Genomic DNA, 24,859 nt, shown 5'->3' on the forward strand with positions numbered 1-24,859 from the left:
GCGGCTTGTCACCCCCTTGCGGACAGAAAAGTATCAGGGTGAAACTAACGCGGCGCTATTTCAACGAGTTGAGCAACTCATCCCGGCCCAGCGCAAAACCAGAGGCGATCCAACCCGTTTCCAGCTGCTTCAATGCCTTGCCCAGCGCGGCACCGGACAGACCTGGCATCAGGTCCTGGGCGGTAACCGGCAATTTCGCCGCAGCGCCCTGCTGCAGTTTGCGTTCCAGATCTGGCTCAACCGGCTGCTCCAACAGGGTGGCGCGCAGCAGCATTGCGCCATGGGCAAAGTTCCGTCCCATGCGGTAGGAGAGCTCTGCCGCACCAGCAGTGCCAATGGCAGCTTGGCGCAAATGTTCATGCAGACGGGTTTGGCTTTTGCTGAGCCGCAGATGCGCCTGCAGCTCCACCCCTCCCAGAGCCGCGAGTCGCCGGATGGGATCCGGGGCGATGCTGCCCTCCAGATGCACCAGCGGCGCCAGTGCCCGATCATCAGCGCCCGGCAGGATCTGCCCCAGCAACCCGGTCTGGCGCATGATGGCTAGCGCAGGCGCTGGGTCCTCTGCTGCCAAGAGCTTCAGCAGCTCGCTGGTGATGCGTTCTTTCGAGAGTTTTGCCAGCCCCTCCAGATTTTCCGCGATCGCGGCCAGGGCCTCCGGGTCAAACCCGGCATCGTGATTGCCGTACCAGGCATGAAAGCGGAAATAGCGCAGGGTGCGCAGGTGATCTTCGCGGATCCGCGCACCCGCATCCCCGATAAAGCGCACTCGGCGATGCTCTAGGTCGGGCAGGCCCTTCAACGGGTCCACCAGTGCCCCGTCAGGCCGGGCATAAAGCGCATTCATAGTGAAATCGCGGCGGGCGGCGTCCTCGGCAATATCCTTGGAGAAGGCCACTACGGCACGGCGGCCGTCGGTTGCCACATCACGACGGAAGGTTGTCACCTCATGGGGGATATGTCCCTCGACCAGAGTGACGGTGCCATGGTCGATACCGGTGGGGATGGCTTTGATCCCGGCGGCGCGGGCCAGTTCCAGCACCTCTTCCGGGGTGGCATCGGTGGCGATGTCGATGTCCGAAACAGGGACCCCCATCAAGGCATTGCGCACGCAGCCGCCAACAAAATAGGCTGCAGCGCCCTTTGCTGTCAGCGCCGCACAGACCCTCTGCGTGGCCGGGTGCTGTAGCCAGGGCTGGCCCGCCAGCCTCATTCGGACATTGCAGCGACCAGTCCGCGCAGCATGCGCGCCGTTGCCCCCCAGATGTAATAGGGCCCATAAGGAACCGTGTAATAGTGCCGCCGCGCGCCCTGCCAGCGGCGGGATTCCACGATGAAGTTACCTGGATCCAGCAGATGCTGCAGCGGCACCGAAAAGACCTCTGCCACCTCGCCCGCTTCCGGCACCGGCTCAAAACGCTCATGCAGCAGCGCCACCACTGGTGTCACCTGAAAGCTGGTCACGGTTTCATGGCAGGGTAGATGACCGATAACTTCGGGCAGGTGCATCGGCAGGCCGATTTCCTCTTGCGCCTCGCGCAGGGCGGCCTCGGTCACATCCCGATCGCTTTCTTCCTGCTTGCCGCCGGGAAAGGCGATCTGACCCGGGTGATGCTTTAGCCGGGAAGAGCGTTTGGTCAGGATCAGCCGGGGCTCATCCTCTGTCAGAGAGATAGCCGCCAGCACGCCGGCGGGCCGCAGTCGGCGGCCTTCAGGCAGGACGGTGCCGGGGTTGAGGTCAAAATCAGATGACCCCTCCCCGGCACGGGCCAGCGCCCGCTGCAATCTCTGCCGCAGATCACTCACCGGTTTTGTCTTCAGCGCCTTCGGCCTCAAAGCCAACGCTTTTCGGGTCGAGATCGTAATGCGCACTGCAGAACTGACAATCGGCGGTGACCCGGCCCTCTGGTGTGGTCATCTTTTCGATGTCCTTGGCGGAATAGATCGACAGGCTCTGGCGCACCCGGTCTTCGGAGCAGGTGCAGCCGAATTTGACCGATTGAGGATCATAAACGCGGGGCTCTTCTTCGTGGAACAGGCGCAGCAGCAGTTCCGTCGGCGAAACCGAAGGCCCGATCAGCTCCAGTTCTTCCACGGTGCTCAGAAGGGTATTCACCCGGTTCCAATTTTCTTCAGCTTCGCCCTTGAGCAGATCTTCGGGTTTCAGGGTCTCGCCATTGCCCTGATCGGCACTGGCCACAAAGGGCGAGGCCTTGGGCATATGCTGCAGCATCACGCCGCCGGCCCGCCAGTGTTCTGCGACACCCGGCTCGGAGGATTTACCAAAGCTGAGCCCGAAGGTGGTCGGCAGCTGTTCGGACTGGGCAAAATAGGCCCCGGCGCAGGCCGCGAGGCTCTCTCCGTCCAGGGGTGCAATGCCCTGATAGGGTTTGGTACCTTCGCCCTGATCGATCAGCACCGCAAAATAGCCGTCCCCCACCTGTTCAAAGGGGGTGGCATCGGTCAGGCGCTCCGCATCATAGCTGGCATAGGCCCGGATCCGCGCCTCATCACCCTCATTCTGGGGCGCATAATAGTCGGTCGCGATCATACGCACCGCGCCTTTGGACTGCACCTGTAGCGAAAGTTTCCAGCGCAACTTGATGGTCTGACCGATCAAAGCGGTCAGCAGCGCCATTTCCGCCACCAGGGCTTCGACCTGCGGTGGGTAATTGTGCTGCTTTAGGATGCCATCAAGCGTGCCGTCCAACCGAGCAATACGGCCGCGCATATCCGATGCATCAAGCTGAAAGGGCAGGACGGTATCGTCCCATGCGATTTTAGAACCAAGGGTCATGGGGTTTCCTTAAACGCCGGAGATTGGCATATCGGCCCTATATAGGGTTTTCCACATCAGAGGAAAGAGGCAGGGATGATCAGACGGTTTGGACCACCGCCCGAGGCAGGCAGGATCTACAAACGGCGGCCCGGGGTCTATGCCCTTCTGCCGCGCGGCGGGCAGCTATTGGTGACCTGTCAGCTTATGAGCCAATACATGGACGAGCCGGAAATCCAGCTGCCCGGTGGAGGCATCGATCCGGGTGAATCGCCAATCCCGGCCCTACACCGCGAAGTCTACGAGGAAACTGGCTGGTCCATCGGCGCGCCCCGCCGCCTCGGCGCCTTCCGCCGCTTTACCTTTATGCCCGAGTATGACCTTTGGGCAGAAAAACTCTGCCATATCTATGTGGCCCGGCCCCAGCGCCGGCTTGGGCCGCCGTTGGAAGCCGATCATGCAGCGGTCTGGATGCAGCCGGAGGCGGTTATTGATAGCCTCTACAACGACGGTGACCGGCATTTTGCCCTACAGTACTTCGCTTAGAGACCTTAAATTTAGGTCTGTTCCAGCTCGATGAGGTTTCCCTCAGGGTCACGCATATAGACACAAAGACAGGGTGATTTCTCGCTTCCCAGGTTTACAGGCTCACCCTGTTTGCTCCCGCCTGCTGCCAGTATCGCAGTAAGGGTCTGATCCAAATCTTCTACGGAAAACGCAACATGTCCCAGGCCAGTTTGGTTCACCCGCGGCGCCTCCGTCCTCTTGGATCTGTCAAATTGCAAGATTTCCAGACTGACATCCTGGCTTTCGTTAAAACCTAGCCAAACAGAGTGGAAGCCGACGTCAGGCAAACCGTTTCCCTGCGAAACCGCAGATCCGCCAACATAGCGTTTTGCGCGCTTGACCCGATAGCCTAGCGCGTTTTGATAAAACTCTGACAAAAGGTCAAGGTTATGGGCAGTCAGGCTGATATGGCTGAAAGCTGGTCTTAAGCACAACTGCCGCAATCAAGGGCCTTCATACTCAAACAGGGTCGCTGAAACATCATCCTCAAGGCCATGTTCCTGCGACATCACCTGGGTGAGGTTCCAATAGAGATCATCCAGGAACTCTTTGCCGCTCTGCTGGGTATCGCATTTGCTGATCAGATCCAGCAGCCCCTCGGTCTCGAGCATCTCGCCGTTTTCCAGACGGGCTTCTGTGAAACCATCGGAGTAAAGCAGAAGGCGGTCGCCTTTTTCCAGGACCGTCTCTTCCTGGGTATAGCCAATGTCCGGCACCAACCCGATAGGCACGCCACCTTTGCCCAGGAACTCAACCGAACCGTCCCGACGCAGCAGCAAGGGGTGCGGATGGCCGGCCTGCACCATCTTCAACACACCACTGCGCAGATCCACCGTGCAATAGGCCATGGTGAAGTATTCTTCGATTCCGGTGTCAGCAATCAAACGTGCATTCAGAAGCTTGGCGACCTCTTCGGGCTGACGCAGAGCATAGAAACGGTTGAACCGCTTTTCCATACCCACGTTCTGGTCAAAATAGGTCGAAGAGAGATAGCCGCCGAGACGCGCGGTCATCATCGCAGAAGTGATGCCGTGGCCAGAAACATCGATTGAATAGAAACCAACCCGGTTTACACCTGGGCAGAACATTCCAACCAGATCACCGCCGATATGGCCACAGGGCTTCAGCAGTAGGCTGACCGTGGAAGATCCGAAATCTCGCGACAGTTCAGGTACAAGCGATTCTTGGATCTTACGCGCCTGAATCAGATCCTTGTCGATTGCGTCGTAGACACGCTGCAACTCTCCAAGCGTGTCCGACACGATCCGGTTCTTTTCAGAGAGCTCACGCTGCATGCGCAGGATTCGCTCTCCTGCTGAAATACGGGCACGCAGCTCATCCGAGCTGACTGGCTTGGTCAGAAAATCATCAGCGCCGGCATCCAAGCCTTCAGCAACTTCATTCTTTTCGCTCTTTGATGTCAGCAGAATGAAATAAGCATAGTTGTCCTTGGAGCGCTGGCGGAAGGCCTGGCAGAATTCAATCCCGCTCATCCCCGGCATCATCCAGTCACTGAGAATCAGGTCTGGAGATTCCTGGAGGCAGATTTCCATAGCGGCCTCACCGCTATCGGCCTCGATAACTTCGAATCCCCATTTCTTCAACGAGGCTACAAGGATACGTCGCTGCAAACGGCTATCGTCGACAACCAATACACGGTTGATCGACCCGCTCACCGGGTGTTCCTCTGTTTCGAGTGAACTGTCTGGCAGCACCGAAGACTCCTCGTCAAATACTCTTTAGGCCAATTTCCCTGTGACACTAGCGATGCAGACCTTAATACCGGGTGAACTGTAAAATTTGCTTCATTGCCCGTTTTTCACCATAAATTTACCACACACAACCTAAGAGTCTTCGGAAAGAAAAAAGAACTTAGGATCGAACCGATGATCGACTGGCCACGCGTCAAGGAACTCCGAGAGGAAGTTGGAACCGAAGATTTTGACGAGGTTGTTGAACTTTTCCTCGAAGAAGTCGAGGAAGTTATTTCCAAACTCCGCACCGGAGACCGCAGTCAGCTGGAGCAGGATCTGCATTTTCTAAAGGGCAGCGCTCTCAATCTCGGCTTTGACAGCTTTTCGCAACTCTGCCTTGAGGGCGAGCGAAAATCCGCACAAGGAGAGGCTGCTTCTGTAGATCTTCCAGGAGTTATCCAGGGTTTCGAAAGCTCCAAAACCGTTTTTTTGGCCGAGTTACCAAATCTCACCTAAGTTTACGCCTTCGCCCCCATTCTCCCAAAAAGGCAATCTGCCGATCAGATCAGGAACTGAGCAAGCGTCTCATCATTGGTGATATCGGTGTAAGCTAGCCCAGCATCATCCAACCGCCCAAAAAGATCTGCGAAATTTTCCGGCCGCTTCGTCTCTATCCCGATCAGGACAGAGCCAAAGTTGCGCGCAGATTTCTTCAGATATTCAAAGCGCGCAATGTCATCCTCTGGCCCCAGGATACTCAGAAATTCCTTTAGGGCGCCGGGGCGCTGCGGCAGGCGCAACAGCAGATACTTCTTTACCCCTGAGTAGCGCTGCGCCCGTTCTTTCACTTCTGGCAGGCGTTCAAAGTCGAAATTGCCGCCAGAGGTCAGACAGACAACGCTTTTGCCGCGAATCCAGGAGCGCACATCGCCCAGAGCTTCAATCGCAAGCGCGCCAGCGGGTTCCAGCACGATGCCCTCGACATTGAGCATTTCGATTATGGTTGCACAAACGCGGTCCTCTGAAATCGACAGGACATCGGGCAGTGGCACATCTTTTAGAATCTCATAGGGCTTGGCTCCAATTCGACCAACAGCCGCGCCATCAACAAAGGTGTCGACATGATCCAGTGCCACAGGTTTGCCCGCCTTCAGCGCCGCCCGCAGGCAAGCACCTCCATCAGGTTCTGCATAAAGACAATGTAGCCGATCCCCAAACCAGCGGGTCACCCCTGCCGACATTCCACCACCACCAACGGGCAGGATTACATGATCTGGAACGCGACCCAATTGCTCTTCGATCTCTACCGCGATTGAGCTTTGCCCTTCGATCACATCATCATCATCAAAGGGCGACAAGAAATGTCCCCCCTCGCGCCCACACCAATCCTGCGCTGCGGCCAGCGTGTCATCAAAATAGTCGCCTATCAGATGGATCTCTACGTTTTCGCCGCCAAACATCCTGGTTTTCTGGATTTTCTGCTGTGGGGTTGTGACCGGCATGAAGATCACCCCGCGCTTGCCCATATGCTTGCACATAAAGGCAACACCCTGCGCGTGGTTCCCCGCCGAAGCACAAACAAAGAGCTCCTGATCCGCTTGCTTACGCATGGCGTTATAGGCGCCACGAATCTTGTAGGAGCGCACCGGGCTCAGATCCTCACGTTTGAGGTAGATATCGGCCTCAAACCGTTCGGAGAGATGAACATTACGCTGGAGCGGCGTGGGCGGAAACACATCGCGCATCGCCGCCTCGGCCGCGCGGGCCTGGGTTGGGAAATCGGTCATTCCCCTTGAGTGGCGCAAGCCTGCCCCCAAGGCAAGAGGGCAGGGTCAAAGCATACCTAAGAATACCGTTTAGACCCGGCCATCAGATATCGCGGCCTTCGATGGCGATGCCGTAGATGGTGGTCAGAATACTGATGCCCACCATGGTATAGGCCCATTGCAGCACAGCGATCATGATCACCCCAATCAGAATGCTGACCTGGAACATAACCAAGAGTGCGGCTGCGCCGCTGAGAATACTGAAAAAGATCAGCAAGAGTGCGGCTGCCAGAACTGCCCCCGAAATCTCTGAGGTCGCCTCCCAGGCTCGTTTTACCCTCATGTATTTCCCCAAAGCAGCGGCAGGAAGCAGAGGTGACAAACGGTAGAAGATCCACATCGCTGAAACAACAATCGCTAGAACCACAATCGAAAACAACGGTGTAGAACTTCCAAAGAGCATAGCTCCAACTGCGCCTGCTACTGCGCCTGCGAGAGCAAGAACCACTGTCATTAGCAAAATGACAAAGAAATAGGACAGCATGCGGGCGCCGTGAAAATTGGGTAAGCTGCCACCATGTTCTTCCAGCAGTACAAACCGGTGCCAGGCCACGGCAACCCACAGGCCTGCAATAGCGCTCAGAAGTGTCAGCAGCAGATTGGGCCCCGTGTCTTGCGGCGTCCCGGCTTCCAGATTGTCAATCGCCATCGCGCCACCCAGAAACAGGTTCAACAGCATGGTGGCAATCAGCGGCGAAGAAATCCGCAGCGCATCGCGCAGGTTGTGGTTCAGCAAGAACACCGAGTGAGAGAAAATCTTCCAGCCCATACCAGCTCATAACTCCCTAAAGACAAGCTCAAAATTCCCGTCCACGTTAGGAGGGTGCGCAGAAAAGGAAAACCCCGGTTGTCGTTGGCCAACGACCAAACATTTAAGCCCGAATGGACCTTGTTGGCAGAAACAACAAAAAACTCTGGCTTCTAAACTTCGCGACCTTCTACGACGACACCGTAGATAGACGTGAGAATGCTGATGCCCACCATCGCCCAGATGCATTGCGCAGACGCCGCGACCAAGCCAGCAAGTAAAGAACTGACGGGGGGAACCACAGTCACAATGCCATAGCCCAGCCCAAAGCTCAGCAGGTAGAACAGAGGCAGGATCAGAACAATCGAGCCTTTGACTTTAGAAGTGACTCTCCAGGCCTCTCTTAATGTTGTTTTCTGTCCCAGCGCCACAGCCGGGAAAACAGGGGATAGTCTGGAGGTAGTCCACAGCATAGCCAAAAAAGTAGGGAGGGCTATGAGCGATTCCGGAAGGAAAGAATACATCGCCGACCCGATCAAGATTGAAGAAAACGTAGTAGCCATGAAGACAAGGAAACCCAGCAGGCTGGAGGCAAGGCCGACCAAAAGGAAGGCTCCGAAGTATTCAAGAAAGGATCGGCCATAGAAATTGGGCAATAGGTTACCCTCTTCTTCCAACAGAATGTAGCGATGCCAGGCAATGGCCACCCAGATGGAAACAAAAACCTCAATCAACCAGAAGGCCAATCCAAACCATATCCCTCTTGTTGATCCATCGACGAGATCTTCTACCAATCTTTCATAGCTCAGATAGTTGACCAGCAAGGTTGTTACGATCATGGGCCAAAAGATTCTGACTGCGGCATTACGGTTCCAGAACAGCAAAAGCACTGAATGGTAAAAAACCTTCCATCCGATCACAGCCAACATCCTCAAATGAGTGCAAAGAATTGCCAGTCTTCCTATACGTGCACTTGGCGAAGGAAAACCCCAGTAAACCTTGCCCTTGCGGCTGAAACCCGTTATCGCCCAGTCGATCTGACCTGAGAGGAAATTCCATGTCCGCGCCCAAGAAAGTTGTGCTGGCCTATTCCGGTGGCCTTGATACCTCTATCATCCTGAAATGGCTGCAGACCGAATATGGCTGCGAAGTTGTTACCTTCACCGCCGATCTCGGCCAAGGTGAAGAGCTGGAGCCCGCCCGCCAAAAAGCGGAAATGCTGGGTATCAAGCCTGAAAACATCTTTATTGAAGATGTCCGCGAAGAATTTGTCCGCGACTTCGTCTTCCCGATGTTCCGCGCCAATGCGGTCTACGAAGGCCTCTACCTGCTGGGTACTTCCATCGCCCGCCCGCTGATCTCCAAACGTCTTGTTGAGATCGCTGAGGCCACCGGCGCCGATGCTGTCGCCCATGGCGCCACCGGCAAGGGCAACGATCAGGTCCGTTTTGAGCTGGCGGCCTATGCGCTGAACCCCGACATCAAAGTGATCGCGCCCTGGCGCGAATGGGATCTGACCTCGCGCACCCGCTTGTTGGAGTTTGCCGAGCAGAACCAGATCCCAGTTGCCAAGGACAAGCGCGGCGAAGCCCCCTTCTCCGTTGATGCAAACCTCTTGCACACCTCGTCCGAGGGTAAGGTTCTGGAAGATCCGGCTGTTGCGGCACCTGATTACGTTTATCAGCGCACCGTTCACCCCGAGGATGCCCCAGATCAGCCTGAGTTCATCGAGATCACCTTTGAAAAAGGTGATGCGGTTGCCATCAATGGCGAAGCCATGTCGCCTGCGACCATCCTGACTAAGTTGAATGAATATGGCGGAAAGCACGGCTGTGGCCGCCTTGACCTGGTTGAGGGTCGCTTTGTCGGCATGAAATCGCGCGGCATCTACGAGACCCCCGGCGGCACCCTGTTGCTTGAGGCGCACCGCGGCATCGAGTCCATCACCATGGACCGCGGCGCGATGCACCTCAAGGATGAGCTGATGCCGCGCTATGCCGAGCTGATCTACAACGGTTTCTGGTACTCCCCAGAGCGCGAAATGCTGCAGGCCGCCATCGACGCCAGCCAGACCCATGTTTCCGGCACTGTGCGTCTGAAGCTCTACAAGGGCTCCGCCACCTGCGTTGGCCGCTGGTCGGATCACACGCTCTACTCCGAGGCCCATGTGACTTTTGAAGAAGACGCCGGCGCCTATGATCAGACCGATGCAGCGGGCTTTATCCAGCTGAACGCACTGCGTCTGAAGCTTCTGGCAGCCCGTGAGCGCCGCCTGAAAAAGTAAGCATCAGCTTCTGTACAAAATAGTAAAGGGCTGCGGTTTGTCTCGTAGCCCTTTTTCTATTCCGCAATTCTTCCTTTTTGCTCTCATCTGAAACCAAATCCACTACCTATTGTGGCCGAACCGGTGCAAAGAGCATCTGGTACAGGCCAAGAGCTTGGGCTAGGGTCAGCAAAAATCAGCCTGGACGGAGCGTGAAATGACCGATCAAGAGGATGACCTCTTTGAAGATGATTTCGCAGAAGAGCTTGAAATGTTTGTGGAAGCTCAGGACACCGTTTGGCCAGAGGTACTCTCCGAACTCAAGGCCGGGAAAAAGACCGGCCATTGGATGTGGTTTGTTTTTCCTCAACTTGCCGAACTCGGGCAATCTCACATGGCGCAGCTCTATGGGATTGAGGATCTCTCTGAAGCCAAGGCCTACTTGGAGCATGAAGTTCTGCGGGCGCGCCTGATCGAGGTAAGCGAATTGGTCCTGTCCCATCAGGATAAAACAGCCATGGAAATACTTGGTCAAACTGATGCTAAGAAACTCTGCTCTTCGATGACTCTCTTTGCGGCTGTTCCAGGTGCGCCGGATGTATTTGCTACTATTCTGGCCACATTTTATGCCGCCGAACCCTGCGATGTAACGCTGCAGTCCGTCTCCTGAGATCGAGTGTTCATGCGGGATCGCTACGCTCTTTCCCTGCCGTCATGCTTGCCTGCCACAGGGAGCGCACCTACCCAATAGGTCAAAGCGGCAGGAGAGAGAAAATGGCACTGGAAGAAATCGCTGAAGGTATTCGTAAAGGCCTGACCGGCAAGAGCTTTGAGGGCACTCTCAAATTCGATTGCGGGGCTGATGGGGTTGTTGTTCTGGCAGAAGGAACTGCAGATACACAAGATCGCGAAACAGATTGCACAATCGCCATCAGTCAGGAAAACCTGACAAAGCTGCTCACCGGTAAGCTAAACCCGATGACCGGCATAATGATGGGCAAGCTAAAGGTTTCCGGTGATGTTTCCACAGCTATGAAACTGGGAAAGCTGATCAGCTAAAGCGTTTTCAGTTTCCCTATTTCTCTTGATTTAATATGAGGCGCATAACGTGGATGCGCCTCTTCAGATCTTTCGGGATTTCATTTCTTCGTAGTAGGACATCGCTGCCTTGAGGACAGGCTGCTGTTCCTCTTCCACGTCGGGCAGGTTCCCCTCTGGTCCTGCAAAACCCTCTGAATTCCAAACCGCACCATACCAGACGGGCGCCCAAACCCCATCATTGGCATGGCCGCCCTTTGGCCAGCTCAGCATCTTTGGGGAAGAAGGGATCGAAAGAGCATCACAAAGCTGCTCAAGCTTAGCCGCCGGAGCCTCGCGGATATCATGGCTATCAATCACAATGGGGTTCTGCCCCAGATCCTGGCAAAGTTTGAACAGCTCTGCCTGCTGCCGAAAACCAATGTCATCCAATGTCGGGTTTTCCCGTTTTGCCGCATAAGACGCGATAACGCGCGCAGGATGCCGGATCAGAAAGACATTGGTCACATCCCGCATCCAGTCCCGTGGCATCCCAGGCACCATATGCTGGGTCATGTGTTTTTGATAAAAATGAGGTTTCGCCGCCGGAACCGGCCCAAGGAGTTTTTGCGCAACCTCTACAGGATCCTGAGGCTGGCTTTCCAGGATCTCCTCTCTCATGGGATGGTCCAGGCCAGTCTGCGCAAGATATGCCGCATAGAAAGGCTCATCCACCACTGCGCAGTCACCCCTGTTGCCAAAGGCATACATCATCGCCGTAGAGAGGTTCCGTGGCCCTGACCACATCGCAATCCGCATCAGGCACACTCCCGGGTGATCAGATCTTTGTAAAGCGCTCTAATCCGCTCGGTCATTGGGCCCATCTGACCAGTGCCTATCTGGCGGCCATCGATCTGCCCCACCGGGGTTTGCGCCCCAAAAGTGCCGGTGAGGAAGGCTTCATCCGCCCCATAGGTATCAACCAGGGAGTAATTGCGCTCGTAAACCGGGATGCCATTGGCTCGGCAGAGGTCGATCACCTTCTGTCGGGTAATGCCGTTCATGCAGTAATCTCCGGTTGAGGTCCAAACCTCCCCTTTGCGCACGATGAAAAAGTTGCAGGCATTGGTGGTATTCACAAAACCATTCACATCCAGCATCAGTCCTTCATCTGCGCCGGCTTTCTCAGCGGCGATACAAGCAAGGATGCAATTCAGCTTGGAATGAGAATTTAGTTTGGGATCCTGTGTCATCGGCAGGCCCCGCAAATGCGGCACCGTTGCCAGATGGATAGGACGTGGCAGATTGGGCCGTGAGTGCTCCATGATGATCACCATGGTTGGCCCCTGTTGAGACAGTGAAGGATGCTGAAAGGGGCGTGTTTTTGGCCCCCGTGTAACCATCAGTCTGGCATGGGCATCTGTGGTCATACCATTGGCCGTTTGTGTCTCTAACACAGCCCTTTTCAAGCCTTCTTGATCCAAACCGATATCTAGATCAATGGCCTTGGCAGCTTCGAACAGCCGATCAAGATGCTCGTCAATAAAGGCCCATGTCCCATTGTACAGACGCAGCCCTTCCCAAACCCCATCACCCAACATAAAGCCGCTGTCATAAACACTGACGGTGGCCTCAGCCTTTGGGACAATATTGCCATTCAGATAGATCAAGATCTCTTCGTTTCTTTGATCTTCCGCCGCCTGATGGGTGCTCATTTTTTCTGCCATGGGATCCTCCTCGCGCGGCACGCTAGAAGGATTGGATCCGATTTCCAAGCGGTAACTTGCCCTCACCTATGCGTGACATCGCATGTCATGGACTTGTGTGTACCGCCCCCTCCCGGCAGGCTGCTGGAAAACGGAGGCTCTCATGGCATTTTCACAGAAACTGAGACAGAATATTCGACCCGTTGCCCTTGCTGCTTTGATGGCAATTGCCGCTGTGCTTGATGGACAAAAAGCTCAGGCTCAAGAGGTTGAAACACTGGTCGTCGCCGGCGGTTGTTTCTGGTGTGTCGAAAGCGATTTTGAGAGCGTTCCAGGCGTGATTGAAGCGGTCTCTGGATATACTGGCGGTAGAACCAAGAACCCGACTTATAAACAGATCGGCAAAGGCGGGACCGGGCATTATGAAGCCGTGGAAATCAGCTTTGACCCCTCAAAAGTCAGCCGTGCTCATCTTCTGGACCTCTTCTTCCGGTCCGTAGATCCCACCGATGCGGGTGGTCAGTTTTGTGATCGTGGAGAGAGCTACCGAACGGCCATTTTCGTCTCTAACCCTAGAGAAATGAGCCTTGCAGAGCAGGCTTTGGCCAAAGCGCAGTCAGAGCTGGGGCAGAAAATCGTAACTCCAGTGCTGCAGGCCAAGACCTTTTACAAAGCCGAAGACTACCATCAGGATTACTATAAGGGTGAGAAGCTGGTTTTCACACGGTTTGGGCCCAAACGGCAGTCCACCGCATATAAACGCTATCGCCAGGCCTGTGGCCGCGATGCGCGTGTTGCGCAGCTTTGGGGGGACGCTGCCCCCTTTTCAAAGGGGCATTAAAACGCCAACAAGAGGACGTCAGGATGGGAAAGGGCGCAGTTTAGAACTGCGCCTCTTGCACTTCTTTCTGATCAGGAATGACATCCGCCGTTCCATGTCGCATCACCATCAATGCGCCGGCCCGTGCAGCCTGTGCCATCGCTTGTGGCATCGGTAACCCAAGGTCCAACCCAGAGAGGACATAACCAGTGAATGTATCCCCTGCCCCGGTGGTATCAACCGGAGTAACTGGCAGGGCTGGCACCTCTAGAACCTCCCCAGTCCGGCCATCAAAATGGCGCGCGCCCTTGGCCCCAAGCGTAACAATCACATCCGCAACAACCAGATCTTGCGGTGCTTTGCCAGTGGCCTGGCTCAATTGTTCTGCCTCAACCTCATTGAGGAAAAGGATATCCAGATATGGCAGGACCGCCTGAACCGCCTCAGCTTCAAAGGGCGCGGCCGCATAGGCAACCCGCAGTCCCAGATCCTTGGCCTGTTTTGCAGCTTCGGCTTGCTGGTTGGTCTCATTCTGGAAAACCAGAATATCGTCGGCGCTGGCCCCTGACAGAGCACTGTTAATCTGGTCGCCAGTGATGGCGCGGTTTGCACCTGGAAACAGGATGATCTGGTTCTCACCCGCCTGTTCCACGGCAATGATCGCATGACCTGTTGGCACCTCAACCCGCGCAATACGGCGCGTATCCACGCCATATTCAGTCAACCGCTCGACCGCCCAGGCCCCTTCGGGGCCTACTGCACCGATATGGTACACGGTGCTGCCTGCGCGCACGGCCGCAACAGACATATTGGCCCCTTTTCCACCCAAAAACTGCTCCAACCCGGAGGCAGAAAGGGTTTCACCCGCGGTGGGAAGATGCGGCATGGCATAAACCATATCCGCATTGATTGATCCCAGGTTCCAGATTGCCATCGCGCCTACCCGATGTTGCAGGCCGCAAGCACGGCCATGTTCAGAATGTCGTTTGCTGTCGAAGTGGTCGAGCAAATCTGGATCGGCTTTGGTACGCCGGACAGGATCGGGCCCACAACTGTGGCACCGCCCATTTCCTGCATCAGCTTCACCGAGATTGAGGCCGAGTGACGCGCTGGGACGATCAGAATGTTGGCGGGTCCAGTCAGGCGCTGGAAGGGGTAGGCTTCCTGTGCAGTGGCATTCAAGGCCACATCTACTGCCATCTCACCTTCGTATTCAAAATCCACACCGCGCGCGTCCAGAACAGTTGGCGCGATATGCATTTTCTCCGCCCGTTCGGAAACCGGATAACCAAAAGTTGAGAAGCTGACAAAGGCCACTCTTGGCTCCAGCCCCATATGGCGGGCCACGCCGGCTGCGCGCTCGGCAATATTGGCGAGGTCATTCTCATCCGGCCATTCATGCACCACCGTATCGCCGATCAGGACGATCCGCCCCTTGTGCAAGAGCGCGGTAACGCCGGCAACGCCATGTTCCGCATCCGCATCAAAGACGCTGTTGATCCGGTCCATCACATGGGCAGATTTCCGGGTTGCCCCGGTCACCAGGCCGTCGCCATGCCCATGGGCCAACATGAGTGCAGAGAAAACATGCCTGTCGCGGGCTGCCATCCGGTGGATGTCATGCCTGTCAAAGCCTTTGCGCTGCAAACGCTTGTAAAGGAACTGTTTATAGGTCTTCAGATGTGTGGTGTTGGCGGCATTCACCACCTCCAGCTCACGTGCAGCATCCCCTAGGCCTGCGGCCTCCAGTTTGGCTTTGACGTCCTCCTGACGACCCACAACCAGCGCTTTACCAAAGCCGGACCGCTGATAGGTGACGGCTGCGCGCAGGACGCGGGGGTCGTCTCCCTCGGCAAAGATCATCCGGCTTTGGGCCGAACGTGCACGGGCATTGAGGCCGCGCAGGATCGAAGCGGTTGGATCCATCCGACCCTTGAGCGAAATCTCATAGGCTTCCATGTCGATGATCGGACGACGCGCGGCGCCGGTGTCCATGCCGGCCTTGGCTACCGCCGGAGGGATACGATAGATCAGCCGGGGATCAAAAGGCGTTGGGATAATATAGTCGCGACCAAAGGTCAGCGATTTCCCATAGGCCAGCGCCACCTCATCCGGCACATCTTCGCGCGCGAGCGCTGCCAGAGCATGGGCACAGGCAATCTTCATCTCGTCGTTGATGGCGCGGGCGTGGATATCCAGCGCCCCGCGGAAGAGATAGGGAAAGCCCAGCACGTTATTGACCTGGTTCGGATAGTCCGAACGCCCGGTGGCGACGATGGCATCCACCCGCACCTCATGCGCCTCTTCCGGGGTGATTTCCGGATCCGGGTTTGCCATGGCAAAGATCACCGGATTATCCGCCATGGAGGCAACCATTTCCTGGGTCACGGCACCTTTGACCGACACGCCCAGGAAAACATCAGCACCATCCATGGCTTCTTCCAAAGTGCGCAGCTCAGTGGTGATGGCATGGGCCGATTTCCACTGGTTCATACCCTCGGTACGACCCTGATAGATCACCCCCTTGGTGTCGCAGACGATGCAATTCTCGTGCCGTGCGCCCATGCGCTTGAGCAGCTCGATACAGGCAATGCCCGCAGCCCCTGCCCCATTAAGCACGATCTTCACATCTTCGATCTTCTTTCCCGAGATATGCAGCGCGTTGATCAGGCCAGCTGCACAGATCACCGCCGTCCCGTGCTGATCATCGTGGAAGACCGGGATGTCCATTTCCTCTTTGAGCTTCTGCTCAATGATGAAACACTCCGGCGCCTTGATATCCTCCAGATTGATGCCACCAAAGGTCGGCCCCATCAGCTTCACCGCCTCGATGAACTTATCCGGATCCTCAGTGTCCAGCTCAATATCGATCGAATTCACGTCAGCGAACCGCTTGAAAAGGACAGATTTCCCTTCCATCACCGGCTTGGAGCCCAAAGCACCAAGGTTGCCCAATCCCAAAACTGCGGTCCCGTTGGAGATGACTGCAACAAGATTGCCCTTGTTGGTGTAATCATACGCAGTTTCCGGATTTTCGGCGATCGCTTCGCAAGGCACCGCTACACCGGGGGAATAGGCCAGCGACAGGTCACGTTGTGTGGTCATGGGGACGGTTGCGTTTATCTCCCATTTTCCGGGGCTTGGCTCCAGGTGAAAGGCAAGGGCCTCTTCGTTGGTAATCTTAGCTTTTGGCATGGGGTCTCGCAGTCCTCTCCTGATCGAGGACCGTCATATCGCAGCATTTCACGCCCCTCAATGCGCGGAATTGAAATTTTCAAAAGAGATGCTTCAAGAAAAAGCAATTAAAATACCGACGTTTTTGACATGGTTCCGCCACATTTCCACCACCTGAAGGCTCCATTCCTTGCGCAAGCTTTAACCCGGAGCCTCAGAAGTCGACGAAACGGCCAGGTCTGAGTTTCCCTCCTTTGTGCCAAGTGTGCCCGCCAGAACGGCGTTGGGTTTTGCGAAATGCGACCCCGTTTTCCTTGGCGTAGTGCTGTGACCAAAAGGAAATCGAATAATGCATATACCTACAAATGGTGGTGCTATGGCCGCTTTACAGATGCTTGGCGGTATCATTCCGGCGAAGGAAAACACGCTCAACCAAGTAAGTACCGGAAAAAGCATAAGCTCTGCCAACCACAATGCTGCGATTTGGGCCATATCCCAAATCATGGAGGCAGATGTTTCCGGCTTTTCGGCCCTGTCAGATTCTCTATCTCTGGGGGAGGCCACCCTCTCAGTTGCTTCAGCAGGTGCCGAGTTTGCCACAGACATTCTGGGCGAAATGCGTCAGCTGGCAATCCTGGGAACCGGTCAGAACGTAGACCATTCCAAAATTGAAACGCAGATGCAGCATCTGACCTCTCAGTTGAATTCGGTCATTGATTCTTCCCAGTTCAATGGCGTCAATCTGCTGAAGACAGACATCGATGGCACCGGTGCAAGTTCCCTAACGATCGCTGCTTCCCTTGATCGTCAAGGCTCAGCAACGCCAACACTCACGAACATCACGGTGGATTCTCTTGATCTGGAGGGCAGTCCAAGTTTCGATATCAACAATCGAACCGCTATCACCGACGGCGCATCCGCCCTTACCGCATTGCAGGAGATTGAGGGCTTTATGCAATATGCCATTGATGGCGCGGCAGCACTGGGTGCAAGTACCCGGCAGGTCTCGGATCAGAACCAATTTGTCGGGCAATTGGCTGATGCCACAAGGCTGGGCATCAGCAACTTAACCGATACGAACATGGAAGAGTCGATTACCCGTCTCATGGCGATGGAAACTCAGCATCAGCTGGGCCTGATATCGCTTTCAATCGCCAATTCCATGCCGAACGCTCTACTGAAACTGTAGAGCTTTGCACGCTCCCTGCCCCTGCCATCCAGCACAATCGGGTTTTCCTTTAGCGGGCCCCATTGTAGACATCACCCTGGGACTACCGGCAGGGGGCGCGCATGACCGTTACGCCAATGATGGCACAATATCTCGAGATTAAGGCGCAGTATCCTGACGCCCTCCTCTTTTATCGGATGGGCGATTTCTACGAGATGTTCTTTGAAGACGCCGTCAATGCTGCCGAGGCTCTGGACATCGCTCTGACCAAACGCGGCAAGCACAACGGTGATGATATTCCTATGTGTGGCGTCCCTGTCCATGCAGCTGAGGGATATCTGCTGTCACTAATCCGGAAGGGCTTTCGTGTCGCCGTAGGTGAGCAGCTAGAAAGCCCAGCCGAAGCCAAGAAAAGAGGCTCTAAATCGGTGGTAAAGCGCGATGTGGTGCGCTTGGTCACCCCGGGAACCCTAACCGAAGATTCCCTGTTGGAGGCACGCCGCCACAATTTTCTGGTCTCCTATTCAGAGCTTCGCGAAGAATCCGCCCTCGCTTGGGCAGATATTTCCACCGGGGCCTTTCACGTGATGCCCCTGAACCCGGTACGCCTGTCACCGGAACTGGCGCGACTTGCGCCTTCAGAGCTGATCCTGGCCGAGGGCGCTACCTATGAAAAAACCGTGCCACTGGCGGACGAATTTCGCATACCAATAACGCCACTTGGCAAAGCAAGCTTTGACAGCACAGCCGCCGAAAAGCGCATCTGTGCGCTGTTTGGCGTTGGCGCTCTGGATGGATTTGGCAGTTTTTCCCGGGCTGAAATCTCAGCCATGGGCGCATTGATCGACTATCTGGAAATCACCCAAAAGGGTAAGCTACCGCTCCTGCAGCCCCCTGTTCAGGAAGCCGAAGATCGCGTGATGCAGATTGATGCCTCAACACGCGCCAGCCTGGAACTCACCCGTTCGCTTTCAGGGTCACGGGCCGGATCCCTGCTTGCGGTAGTCGACCGCACTGTGACCCCAGGTGGGGCCAGATTGCTGGAGCAACGCCTCTCCAGCCCCTCTCGAAATCTGGACGTCATTAACGCACGCCTTGCGGCCCTGGATTTTGCGGTCGAGAAGGACCATCTGGCAGCGGATTTACGGGATGCTCTGCGCAAGACACCGGATCTGGACCGGGCTTTATCGCGCCTCGCCCTGGACCGGGGTGGGCCACGAGACCTGGCCGCCATTCGCAATGGCCTGGCTCAGGCAGAAGCAATCGCACACCGCAATGCATCCGAAGACCTTCCTCCGTTGCTGGTCGGGGCGACTTCGGATCTAACCGGCTTTGATAGCCTTTTGGACCTTCTTGATCGGGCTCTTGTTGCAGAACCCCCGCTTCTGGCACGAGATGGCGGCTTCATCGCCGCTGGATATGACGAGGAACTGGATGAGGCACGAACCTTAAGGGATGAAGGCCGATCGGTTATTGCCGGGTTTCAACAAAAATACGCCGAACACACTGGGATTACCTCGCTCAAGATTAAACACAACAATGTGTTGGGCTACTTTATCGAGACAACCGCAACCCATGCGGACAAAATGCTGTCGCCTCCTTTGTCCGAAAGCTTCATTCATCGCCAGACCACCGCCAATCAGGTGCGCTTTACCACGGTAGAGCTGAGCGAGATCGAAACCCGTATCCTGAACTCAGGCAACCGTGCCTTAGAAATCGAAAAGCGTCTCTACTCAGATCTTTCTCGGGCCATTCTGGATCAAGCACCGCGCCTAAATGCCGCCTCTCGTGGCCTGGCAGAACTGGATCTGGTGACCGGGCTCGCGAACCTGGCACGCGGAGAAAACTGGACACGTCCAAAGGTCGACACCAGTCGTGCCTTAGAGATCTCCGGCGGGCGTCACCCCGTCGTGGAACGTGCCCTGCGACAACAGAGCGGTGATAGCTTTATTGCCAATGATTGTGATCTATCTGCTGAACAGGGTGCTGCAATCTGGTTGCTAACAGGTCCAAACATGGCCGGTAAGTCAACCTTCTTGCGCCAAAACGCTTTGATCGCACTGCTCGCTCAAATGGGGAGCTATGTCCCGGCAGAAGCTGCCCATATTGGTTTGGTCAGCCAACTCTTCAGTCGCGTTGGCGCCTCTGACGATCTTGCTCGCGGACGCTCAACCTTTATGGTGGAAATGGTTGAAACAGCGGCCATCCTCAATCAGGCAGATGACCAAGCATTGGTAATCCTTGATGAGATTGGGCGGGGCACCGCCACCTATGACGGGCTTTCCATTGCTTGGGCCACGTTAGAGCACCTGCATGAGGTAAATAGATCACGCGCCCTCTTTGCCACCCATTACCATGAGCTGACACAGCTCTCGAACAAACTGGCAGGCGTTGAGAACGCCACTGTCTCGGTAAAGGAATGGGAAGGCGAAGTTATCTTCCTGCATGAGGTCAAAAAAGGGGCTGCCGATCGCTCTTATGGTGTTCAGGTGGCCCAGCTTGCTGGTCTTCCTGCCAGCGTAGTGGCTCGTGCCCGCGACGTTCTGGATTTGCTTGAACAAGGCAGCCGAGAAGGCGCAGGCGCTAAAATCCAGATTGACGATCTGCCGCTTTTTGCCGCCGCTCCGCCACCCCAGCCCAAGCCTGCCGCTGGACCCTCCCCAGCAGAACAGCTCCTGGCAGAGATCCGCCCAGACGATCTGTCACCGCGTGAAGCACTCGACATGCTCTACCAGCTGAAAGACGCTGCTGGCTGAAACAGAAAAACGGCCTCCCAAAAGAGACCGCTGTTTCATTTTGCCCAAAATACCTGCGCCGCAGGCAGCGGGCCCCCCAGGGCCCGTCCATTTATCCTGCAGGTGTCGAAGAGACGCCAACCTGCGCCGCGCGCAAAAGGCGATCATGCAACATGAAACCCTCCGCAGAAACCTGGATAATGTCCCCCGCCTTTGTACCAGGCACTGGAGCTTCAAACATAGCTTCATGCATTTGCGGATCAAAACGATCGCCAACTTCAGGCGAAACAATCCGAATACCATGTTTTTCAAACACACCCAGAAGCGAACGCATGGTCAGCTCAACACCTTCGATCAGGGCCGCTGCGACTTCACGCTGCTCGTCGCTCGCTGATTCTACCGCCCGCTTGAGGTTGTCATAGACCGGCAACATATCCCGGGCCAGTTTGGAACCGCCATAGTTTTCTGCTTCACGGCGCGCCTTGTCTCCGCGCTTGCGGGCATTCTCGGCATCGGCCAGTGCGCGCATAAAGCGATCTTTGTATTGATCGCGTTCTGCCCGCAGCTCATCCAGTTCAATCGCGGCGTCATCCATTTCGGCCAGTTCCTCCGCCAGTTCCTCGGCTTCGGCATTTGCGATGTCGTCCAAAAAATCTTCGTTTCTGGGCTCTGCCATTTTTCACCTCTATGTCCGATCGGAAAGCAGCTTTCCAACCAGTTGCGCCGTGTAATCCACAATCGGCACAATCCGTCCGTAATTCAGGCGAGTCGGGCCAATCACCCCAACCGCGCCAATGATCTTTCGATCCGAGTTCATATATGGAGAGACCACCAAAGAGGAACCCGAAAGTGAAAAAAGTTTGTTCTCTGAACCGATAAAAATGCGCACACCGTCACCTTCTTCAGTGAGTTCCAGGAATTCCGCGATATCTTGCTTGCGTTCCAGGTCATCAAAAAGGTTGCGGATAAGATCCAATTCTTCGGGAACGCCACTTTCTGCCAGAAGATTGGAACGCCCCCGAACAATCAACCTGGCCTGATCATTGCCATTGTCTTCCCAGGCGGCCAACCCGCTTTCGATCATATCCTGCGCCAGGACATCGATCTCCTGGCGCCGGTCTTCAATTTCCTTCAGAATATCTTTGCGCAACCCACCTAGGGTACGTCCTTCGATAAAGGCATTCAGGAAATTGGCAGCCTCTCGCATCGAACTCGGCGTCTGTCCCGGAGGGGGGGTAAAGAGCCTGTTTTCAACTCTTCCATCTGAAAAAACCAAGACCACCAATGCGCGATCAGCTGCGAGGGAAACAAACTCTATATGGCGAATCTCGCTTTCCTGCTTGGGTGTCAAGACTAGGGATGCCCCCTGGGTTACCCCGGACAATGCCGCACCAATTCGGTCTAGCATGCCGCCCACATCGCCAGCGTTCTGTCCCAGTGTTGCATCGATCTTCTGCTGATCCTGCCGATTCAGGTCTTCGACTTCCAACAGCCCATCCACAAACATCCGCAACCCCCTTTGGGTAGGCACCCGGCCTGCACTGACATGGGGGCTGTTCAAGAGGCCCAAAAACTCCAGGTCCTGCATCACATTGCGCACAGTTGCGGCGCTGACCTTTTCGCTCAACGAACGGGTAAGGGTCCGGCTCCCCACCGGTTCCCCGCTTTCCAAATAGCTCTCTACAACGGTGCGAAACACCTCGCGGGAGCGGTCATTCAGGTCACTCAGGATTTCTTTGGCATCAGTCATCTGAAAATCGGCGATAGCTTGTTGAAGTAAGGGGAGCTCTTTTTCTAGTCTGCCATTAAAGAGCGAAGGGATAAAAGGTCAATCGTACTTGCATCTGCGCCGCCCCGACGGCTATCGGAGGGGCAAGCAAAAAAAGGATATTCCATGCGACCCTCAGGACGTGAATTGAACGAAATGCGCCCGGTTTCCATTGAGACTGGTTTTACCAAACACGCCGAAGGCTCTTGCCTGATCAAGATGGGTGAAACCCATGTGCTCTGCACTGCCACACTGGAAGAGCGCGTCCCGCCCTTTATCAAAGGTTCGGGCCTGGGCTGGGTCACCGCCGAATACGGCATGCTACCCCGTGCCACCAATACCCGGATGCGTCGCGAGGCTGCCAGCGGCAAACAGGGTGGCCGGACTGTTGAAATTCAACGTCTCATTGGCCGCGCCCTGCGCGCCGGCGTTGACCGGGTTGCCCTGGGCGAGCGTCAGATCACCATCGACTGTGATGTTCTGCAAGCCGATGGCGGCACCCGCTGCGCCGCAATCACCGGCGGCTGGGTTGCGCTGCGCCTCGCTGTAAACAAGCTGATGAAGGCCGGCGATGTCACCATCGACCCTCTTATGGATCCGGTCTCTGCCATTTCCTGCGGTATTTACGCCGGCCAACCGGTGCTGGATCTGGATTATCCCGAGGATTCGGAAGCCGGCGTGGATGGCAACTTTATCATGACCGGTTCTGGCAAGCTGATCGAAGTGCAGATGTCTGCCGAAGGCTCCATCTTCTCCCGTGATCAGATGAATCAGCTGATGGATCTGGCCGAGAAAGGCACTAGCGAATTGGCCGCCTTGCAAAAGGCTGCTTGCGAATGACCCGCAAATTCGAGGGCGACCAGATCCTGGTCGCCACCCACAACAAAGGTAAGCTGCAGGAAATCACCGAGATCCTGGCCCCCTATGGTGTCAAGGTGATCGGCGCTGCTGCTATGGATCTGCCTGAACCGGAAGAGACCGAAGACACATTTGTCGGCAATGCCCGGATCAAGGCCCATGCGGCAGCCAAGGCCACGGGCCTTCCTGCCCTATCTGATGATTCCGGTATTACCATCGACGCACTAGATGGCGCACCCGGTGTCTATACCGCTGACTGGGCAGAAACCGGGAATGGGCGTGATTTCATGATGGCAATGACCCGAGCCAATGATGAAATCACTGCTAAGGGCGCTGATGCACCCCGGAGTGCGCAATTCCGCTGCACTCTGGTTCTGGCCTGGCCCGATGGCCATGACGAGGTCTTTGAAGGTGTCATGCCGGGAACTCTGGTCTGGCCGATCCGTGGTGAAGGCGGCTTTGGCTATGATCCTATGTTCATGCCAGACGGTTATGATGTAACCTGTGCAGAGATGCCCAAGGAAGAAAAGAACCAGATCAGCCACCGCGGTCGCGCGGTCTCTGCCTTTGTTCAGGGCTGCTTCGGTGGATGATTGGCACAACGGGGGGTTTGGCCTCTATGTCCACTGGCCATTCTGTCAGGCCAAATGCCCCTATTGCGATTTCAACAGCCATGTCTCTGCCAAGATTGATCAAGAGATCTGGGCAAAGGCCTATCTCGCAGAATTGGAACGCAATGCCCCTGCCCTTGATGGGCGTGTCCTAAATTCGATCTTTTTTGGCGGCGGGACCCCCTCCTTGATGCATCCGGATACCGTTACAACAGTCATAGAGGCTGCCGCCAAGATCTGGCCATTTGCAAATGACATCGAAATCTCACTGGAGGCCAATCCCGGTTCTGTCGAAGCCGGCCGGTTTGCCGGGTACCGCGACGCGGGCGTCAATCGGATCTCTATGGGGATCCAGGCCCTGAACGATGAGGACCTGCGCCGCCTGGGCCGCATTCATTCAGTAGCCGAGGCCCGCGCGGCTTTTGACATTGCACGCAACTGTTTTGACCGAGTGAGCTTTGATCTCATCTATGCCCGCCAGGGTCAGGACCTGCGACACTGGCAAGCAGAACTAACAGAGGCCCTCTCCATGGCGATAGATCATCTGTCTCTCTATCAGCTGACTATCGAAGAAGGCACCGCCTTTGGCGATCGCTATGCCCGTGGTAAACTTAGAGATCTACCGACAGACGATACTGCGGCGGATATGTATCAGGCAACTCAGGACATCTGCGATGCCCACGGTATGCCAGCCTATGAGGTTTCGAACCATGCACGCGAAGGGGCGGAATCCCGGCATAATCTGATCTACTGGCGCTATGGGGACTACTTGGGAATTGGACCCGGTGCGCATGGGCGAGTGACATTGGCCGGTCGGAAGTATGCTACGGAAACCCATAAAGCGCCCGGAAAGTGGTTAGATCAGATACGTAAAGGATCCGGTGAAAGCCTGCGTGAAGAACTCACCTTTGTAGATCAATCTATCGAATACATGATGATGTCCATGCGACTCTCTGAAGGTATGGATATTCCCCGCTATCAACAGCTTTCTGGATCGGAACTGCCTGCGGAACGGGTTCAGGACCTTGTCAATCTGGGCATGGTGACTATCTCGGATCAGAGAATTCGGGCAACAGCGCAGGGTCGCTCCGTTTTGAACGCAGTTCTCAGAGAGCTATTAGTCGACTAACA

25 protein-coding genes are annotated in these 24,859 nt (G+C 55.7%); 11 read left to right on the top strand and 14 right to left on the bottom strand.

The annotated features are described in order from the left end of the window. Nucleotides 1-55: 55 nt before the first annotated feature. Genes RSK20926_RS07815 through hslO form a run of 3 tightly spaced genes read right to left on the bottom strand, consistent with a single transcriptional unit; the run spans nt 56 to nt 2,794 of the window. Nucleotides 56-1,210, bottom strand: coding sequence for a CCA tRNA nucleotidyltransferase (locus RSK20926_RS07815; RefSeq protein ID WP_008205643.1), 1,155 nt, complete (start codon nt 1,208-1,210; stop codon nt 56-58). Beyond that, nucleotides 1,207-1,803 (bottom strand): CoA pyrophosphatase, encoded by a 597-nt coding sequence (locus tag RSK20926_RS07820; protein ID WP_008205645.1) that lies wholly within the window; start codon nt 1,801-1,803, stop codon nt 1,207-1,209. The genes RSK20926_RS07815 and RSK20926_RS07820 overlap by 4 nt, the downstream gene beginning before the upstream one ends. Then, the gene (gene hslO / locus RSK20926_RS07825) at nt 1,796-2,794 is read right to left on the bottom strand and encodes an Hsp33 family molecular chaperone HslO (RefSeq protein WP_008205646.1); all 999 of its coding nucleotides are present in this window, start codon (nt 2,792-2,794) and stop codon (nt 1,796-1,798) included. The genes RSK20926_RS07820 and hslO overlap by 8 nt, the downstream gene beginning before the upstream one ends. Nucleotides 2,795-2,869: 75 nt before the next feature. On the opposite strand from hslO, the gene RSK20926_RS07830 reads away from it, so the two are divergent. Further along, nucleotides 2,870-3,319 (top strand): NUDIX hydrolase, encoded by a 450-nt coding sequence (locus RSK20926_RS07830; RefSeq protein ID WP_008205647.1) that lies wholly within the window; start codon nt 2,870-2,872, stop codon nt 3,317-3,319. An 11-nt stretch (nt 3,320-3,330) separates the two neighbouring features. Here the strand turns inward: RSK20926_RS07830 and RSK20926_RS07835 are convergent, their stop codons facing one another. Then, the gene (locus tag RSK20926_RS07835; RefSeq protein ID WP_050773056.1) at nt 3,331-3,783 is read right to left on the bottom strand and encodes a VOC family protein; all 453 of its coding nucleotides are present in this window, start codon (nt 3,781-3,783) and stop codon (nt 3,331-3,333) included. After that, complete coding sequence (locus RSK20926_RS07840) at nt 3,784-5,055, bottom strand: PP2C family protein-serine/threonine phosphatase (protein WP_008205650.1); 1,272 nt, start codon at nt 5,053-5,055, stop codon at nt 3,784-3,786. Nucleotides 5,056-5,226: 171 nt separating this feature from the next. Between RSK20926_RS07840 and RSK20926_RS07845 the strand changes: the two genes are divergently transcribed. Continuing rightward, nucleotides 5,227-5,550, top strand: a complete 324-nt coding sequence (locus tag RSK20926_RS07845; RefSeq protein WP_008205652.1) for an Hpt domain-containing protein — start codon at nt 5,227-5,229, stop codon at nt 5,548-5,550. Between the two features lie 44 nt (nt 5,551-5,594). On the opposite strand, the gene ilvA is transcribed toward RSK20926_RS07845, so the two are convergent. The 3 genes from ilvA to RSK20926_RS07860 form a co-directional block, all read right to left on the bottom strand. Beyond that, nucleotides 5,595-6,821 (bottom strand): threonine ammonia-lyase IlvA, encoded by a 1,227-nt coding sequence (gene ilvA / locus RSK20926_RS07850; protein ID WP_008205653.1) that lies wholly within the window; start codon nt 6,819-6,821, stop codon nt 5,595-5,597. A gap of 82 nt (nt 6,822-6,903) precedes the next feature. Continuing rightward, nucleotides 6,904-7,629, bottom strand: a complete 726-nt coding sequence (locus RSK20926_RS07855) for a hypothetical protein (RefSeq protein WP_008205655.1) — start codon at nt 7,627-7,629, stop codon at nt 6,904-6,906. Between the two features lie 152 nt (nt 7,630-7,781). Continuing rightward, the gene (locus RSK20926_RS07860) at nt 7,782-8,537 is read right to left on the bottom strand and encodes a hypothetical protein (protein ID WP_008205657.1); all 756 of its coding nucleotides are present in this window, start codon (nt 8,535-8,537) and stop codon (nt 7,782-7,784) included. Nucleotides 8,538-8,665: 128 nt separating this feature from the next. Between RSK20926_RS07860 and RSK20926_RS07865 the strand changes: the two genes are divergently transcribed. The 3 genes from RSK20926_RS07865 (at nt 8,666) to RSK20926_RS07875 (ending at nt 10,930) form a co-directional block, all read left to right on the top strand. After that, on the top strand, nt 8,666-9,892 hold the full coding sequence (locus tag RSK20926_RS07865) for an argininosuccinate synthase (RefSeq protein ID WP_008205658.1): 1,227 nt from the start codon (nt 8,666-8,668) through the stop codon (nt 9,890-9,892). Nucleotides 9,893-10,088: 196 nt separating this feature from the next. Continuing rightward, entirely contained in the window at nt 10,089-10,541 is a 453-nt protein-coding gene (locus RSK20926_RS07870) for a DUF1810 domain-containing protein (RefSeq protein WP_008205660.1), read from the top strand. Between the two features lie 104 nt (nt 10,542-10,645). Then, nucleotides 10,646-10,930, top strand: a complete 285-nt coding sequence (locus RSK20926_RS07875; RefSeq protein WP_008205663.1) for an SCP2 sterol-binding domain-containing protein — start codon at nt 10,646-10,648, stop codon at nt 10,928-10,930. Between the two features lie 63 nt (nt 10,931-10,993). On the opposite strand, the gene RSK20926_RS07880 is transcribed toward RSK20926_RS07875, so the two are convergent. Both RSK20926_RS07880 and RSK20926_RS07885 read right to left on the bottom strand, forming a co-directional pair. Next, nucleotides 10,994-11,707: a hypothetical protein gene (locus RSK20926_RS07880; RefSeq protein ID WP_037254340.1), complete on the bottom strand. Its 714-nt coding sequence runs from the start codon at nt 11,705-11,707 to the stop codon at nt 10,994-10,996. Then, nucleotides 11,707-12,615: a D-amino acid aminotransferase gene (locus RSK20926_RS07885; protein ID WP_008205666.1), complete on the bottom strand. Its 909-nt coding sequence runs from the start codon at nt 12,613-12,615 to the stop codon at nt 11,707-11,709. Before RSK20926_RS07885 ends, RSK20926_RS07880 begins: the two co-directional genes overlap by 1 nt. Nucleotides 12,616-12,814: 199 nt before the next feature. Between RSK20926_RS07885 and msrA the strand changes: the two genes are divergently transcribed. Beyond that, complete coding sequence (gene msrA, locus RSK20926_RS07890; RefSeq protein WP_008205669.1) at nt 12,815-13,435, top strand: peptide-methionine (S)-S-oxide reductase MsrA; 621 nt, start codon at nt 12,815-12,817, stop codon at nt 13,433-13,435. Between the two features lie 40 nt (nt 13,436-13,475). Here the strand turns inward: msrA and RSK20926_RS07895 are convergent, their stop codons facing one another. Further along, on the bottom strand, nt 13,476-14,348 hold the full coding sequence (locus tag RSK20926_RS07895) for a ribokinase (protein WP_008205671.1): 873 nt from the start codon (nt 14,346-14,348) through the stop codon (nt 13,476-13,478). A gap of 5 nt (nt 14,349-14,353) precedes the next feature. Next, nucleotides 14,354-16,609, bottom strand: coding sequence for an NADP-dependent malic enzyme (locus tag RSK20926_RS07900; protein WP_008205672.1), 2,256 nt, complete (start codon nt 16,607-16,609; stop codon nt 14,354-14,356). Nucleotides 16,610-16,937: 328 nt separating this feature from the next. Here RSK20926_RS07900 and RSK20926_RS07905 point away from each other — a divergent pair, with 328 nt between their 5' ends. Together RSK20926_RS07905 and mutS are read left to right on the top strand one after the other, a co-directional pair. Then, entirely contained in the window at nt 16,938-17,777 is an 840-nt protein-coding gene (locus RSK20926_RS07905; protein WP_008205674.1) for a flagellin N-terminal helical domain-containing protein, read from the top strand. A gap of 101 nt (nt 17,778-17,878) precedes the next feature. Then, the gene (gene mutS / locus RSK20926_RS07910; RefSeq protein WP_008205675.1) at nt 17,879-20,512 is read left to right on the top strand and encodes a DNA mismatch repair protein MutS; all 2,634 of its coding nucleotides are present in this window, start codon (nt 17,879-17,881) and stop codon (nt 20,510-20,512) included. A gap of 91 nt (nt 20,513-20,603) precedes the next feature. Here mutS and RSK20926_RS07915 read toward each other — a convergent pair whose 3' ends face one another. Continuing rightward, entirely contained in the window at nt 20,604-21,167 is a 564-nt protein-coding gene (locus RSK20926_RS07915) for a nucleotide exchange factor GrpE (RefSeq protein ID WP_008205677.1), read from the bottom strand. Between the two features lie 9 nt (nt 21,168-21,176). Next, complete coding sequence (hrcA, locus tag RSK20926_RS07920) at nt 21,177-22,241, bottom strand: heat-inducible transcriptional repressor HrcA (RefSeq protein ID WP_008205679.1); 1,065 nt, start codon at nt 22,239-22,241, stop codon at nt 21,177-21,179. Between the two features lie 144 nt (nt 22,242-22,385). On the opposite strand from hrcA, the gene rph reads away from it, so the two are divergent. Genes rph through hemW form a run of 3 tightly spaced genes read left to right on the top strand, consistent with a single transcriptional unit; the run spans nt 22,386 to nt 24,857 of the window. Further along, on the top strand, nt 22,386-23,099 hold the full coding sequence (gene rph, locus RSK20926_RS07925) for a ribonuclease PH (RefSeq protein ID WP_008205680.1): 714 nt from the start codon (nt 22,386-22,388) through the stop codon (nt 23,097-23,099). Continuing rightward, nucleotides 23,096-23,710 carry an RdgB/HAM1 family non-canonical purine NTP pyrophosphatase gene (gene rdgB / locus RSK20926_RS07930; RefSeq protein WP_008205681.1) on the top strand — a complete coding sequence of 205 codons (615 nt, stop codon included), beginning with the start codon at nt 23,096-23,098 and terminating at the stop codon, nt 23,708-23,710. The genes rph and rdgB overlap by 4 nt, the downstream gene beginning before the upstream one ends. Beyond that, entirely contained in the window at nt 23,703-24,857 is a 1,155-nt protein-coding gene (hemW, locus tag RSK20926_RS07935) for a radical SAM family heme chaperone HemW (RefSeq protein ID WP_008205682.1), read from the top strand. Before rdgB ends, hemW begins: the two co-directional genes overlap by 8 nt. Nucleotides 24,858-24,859 lie beyond the last annotated feature (2 nt).

The sequence above is a fragment of the Roseobacter sp. SK209-2-6 genome (genome assembly GCF_000169455.1).
In the GTDB taxonomy this organism is placed as follows: Bacteria; Pseudomonadota; Alphaproteobacteria; order Rhodobacterales; family Rhodobacteraceae; genus Pseudophaeobacter.

Coding starts and splice junctions, on each gene's coding strand:
- RSK20926_RS07885 (WP_008205666.1), bottom strand. CDS start 12,615: ATGGCAGAAAAAATGAGCACCCATCAGGCGGCGGAAGATCAAAGAAAC.
- RSK20926_RS07900 (WP_008205672.1), bottom strand. CDS start 16,609: ATGCCAAAAGCTAAGATTACCAACGAAGAGGCCCTTGCCTTTCACCTG.
- RSK20926_RS07905 (WP_008205674.1), top strand. CDS start 16,938: ATGCATATACCTACAAATGGTGGTGCTATGGCCGCTTTACAGATGCTT.
- RSK20926_RS07880 (WP_037254340.1), bottom strand. CDS start 11,707: ATGCGGATTGCGATGTGGTCAGGGCCACGGAACCTCTCTACGGCGATG.
- RSK20926_RS07870 (WP_008205660.1), top strand. CDS start 10,089: ATGACCGATCAAGAGGATGACCTCTTTGAAGATGATTTCGCAGAAGAG.
- RSK20926_RS07855 (WP_008205655.1), bottom strand. CDS start 7,629: ATGGGCTGGAAGATTTTCTCTCACTCGGTGTTCTTGCTGAACCACAAC.
- RSK20926_RS07815 (WP_008205643.1), bottom strand. CDS start 1,210: ATGAGGCTGGCGGGCCAGCCCTGGCTACAGCACCCGGCCACGCAGAGG.
- hrcA (WP_008205679.1), bottom strand. CDS start 22,241: ATGACTGATGCCAAAGAAATCCTGAGTGACCTGAATGACCGCTCCCGC.
- RSK20926_RS07915 (WP_008205677.1), bottom strand. CDS start 21,167: ATGGCAGAGCCCAGAAACGAAGATTTTTTGGACGACATCGCAAATGCC.
- RSK20926_RS07830 (WP_008205647.1), top strand. CDS start 2,870: ATGATCAGACGGTTTGGACCACCGCCCGAGGCAGGCAGGATCTACAAA.
- mutS (WP_008205675.1), top strand. CDS start 17,879: ATGACCGTTACGCCAATGATGGCACAATATCTCGAGATTAAGGCGCAG.
- rdgB (WP_008205681.1), top strand. CDS start 23,096: ATGACCCGCAAATTCGAGGGCGACCAGATCCTGGTCGCCACCCACAAC.
- hslO (WP_008205646.1), bottom strand. CDS start 2,794: ATGACCCTTGGTTCTAAAATCGCATGGGACGATACCGTCCTGCCCTTT.
- msrA (WP_008205669.1), top strand. CDS start 12,815: ATGGCAATTGCCGCTGTGCTTGATGGACAAAAAGCTCAGGCTCAAGAG.
- RSK20926_RS07875 (WP_008205663.1), top strand. CDS start 10,646: ATGGCACTGGAAGAAATCGCTGAAGGTATTCGTAAAGGCCTGACCGGC.
- rph (WP_008205680.1), top strand. CDS start 22,386: ATGCGACCCTCAGGACGTGAATTGAACGAAATGCGCCCGGTTTCCATT.
- ilvA (WP_008205653.1), bottom strand. CDS start 6,821: ATGACCGATTTCCCAACCCAGGCCCGCGCGGCCGAGGCGGCGATGCGC.
- RSK20926_RS07865 (WP_008205658.1), top strand. CDS start 8,666: ATGTCCGCGCCCAAGAAAGTTGTGCTGGCCTATTCCGGTGGCCTTGAT.
- RSK20926_RS07860 (WP_008205657.1), bottom strand. CDS start 8,537: ATGTTGGCTGTGATCGGATGGAAGGTTTTTTACCATTCAGTGCTTTTG.
- RSK20926_RS07845 (WP_008205652.1), top strand. CDS start 5,227: ATGATCGACTGGCCACGCGTCAAGGAACTCCGAGAGGAAGTTGGAACC.
- RSK20926_RS07895 (WP_008205671.1), bottom strand. CDS start 14,348: ATGGCAATCTGGAACCTGGGATCAATCAATGCGGATATGGTTTATGCC.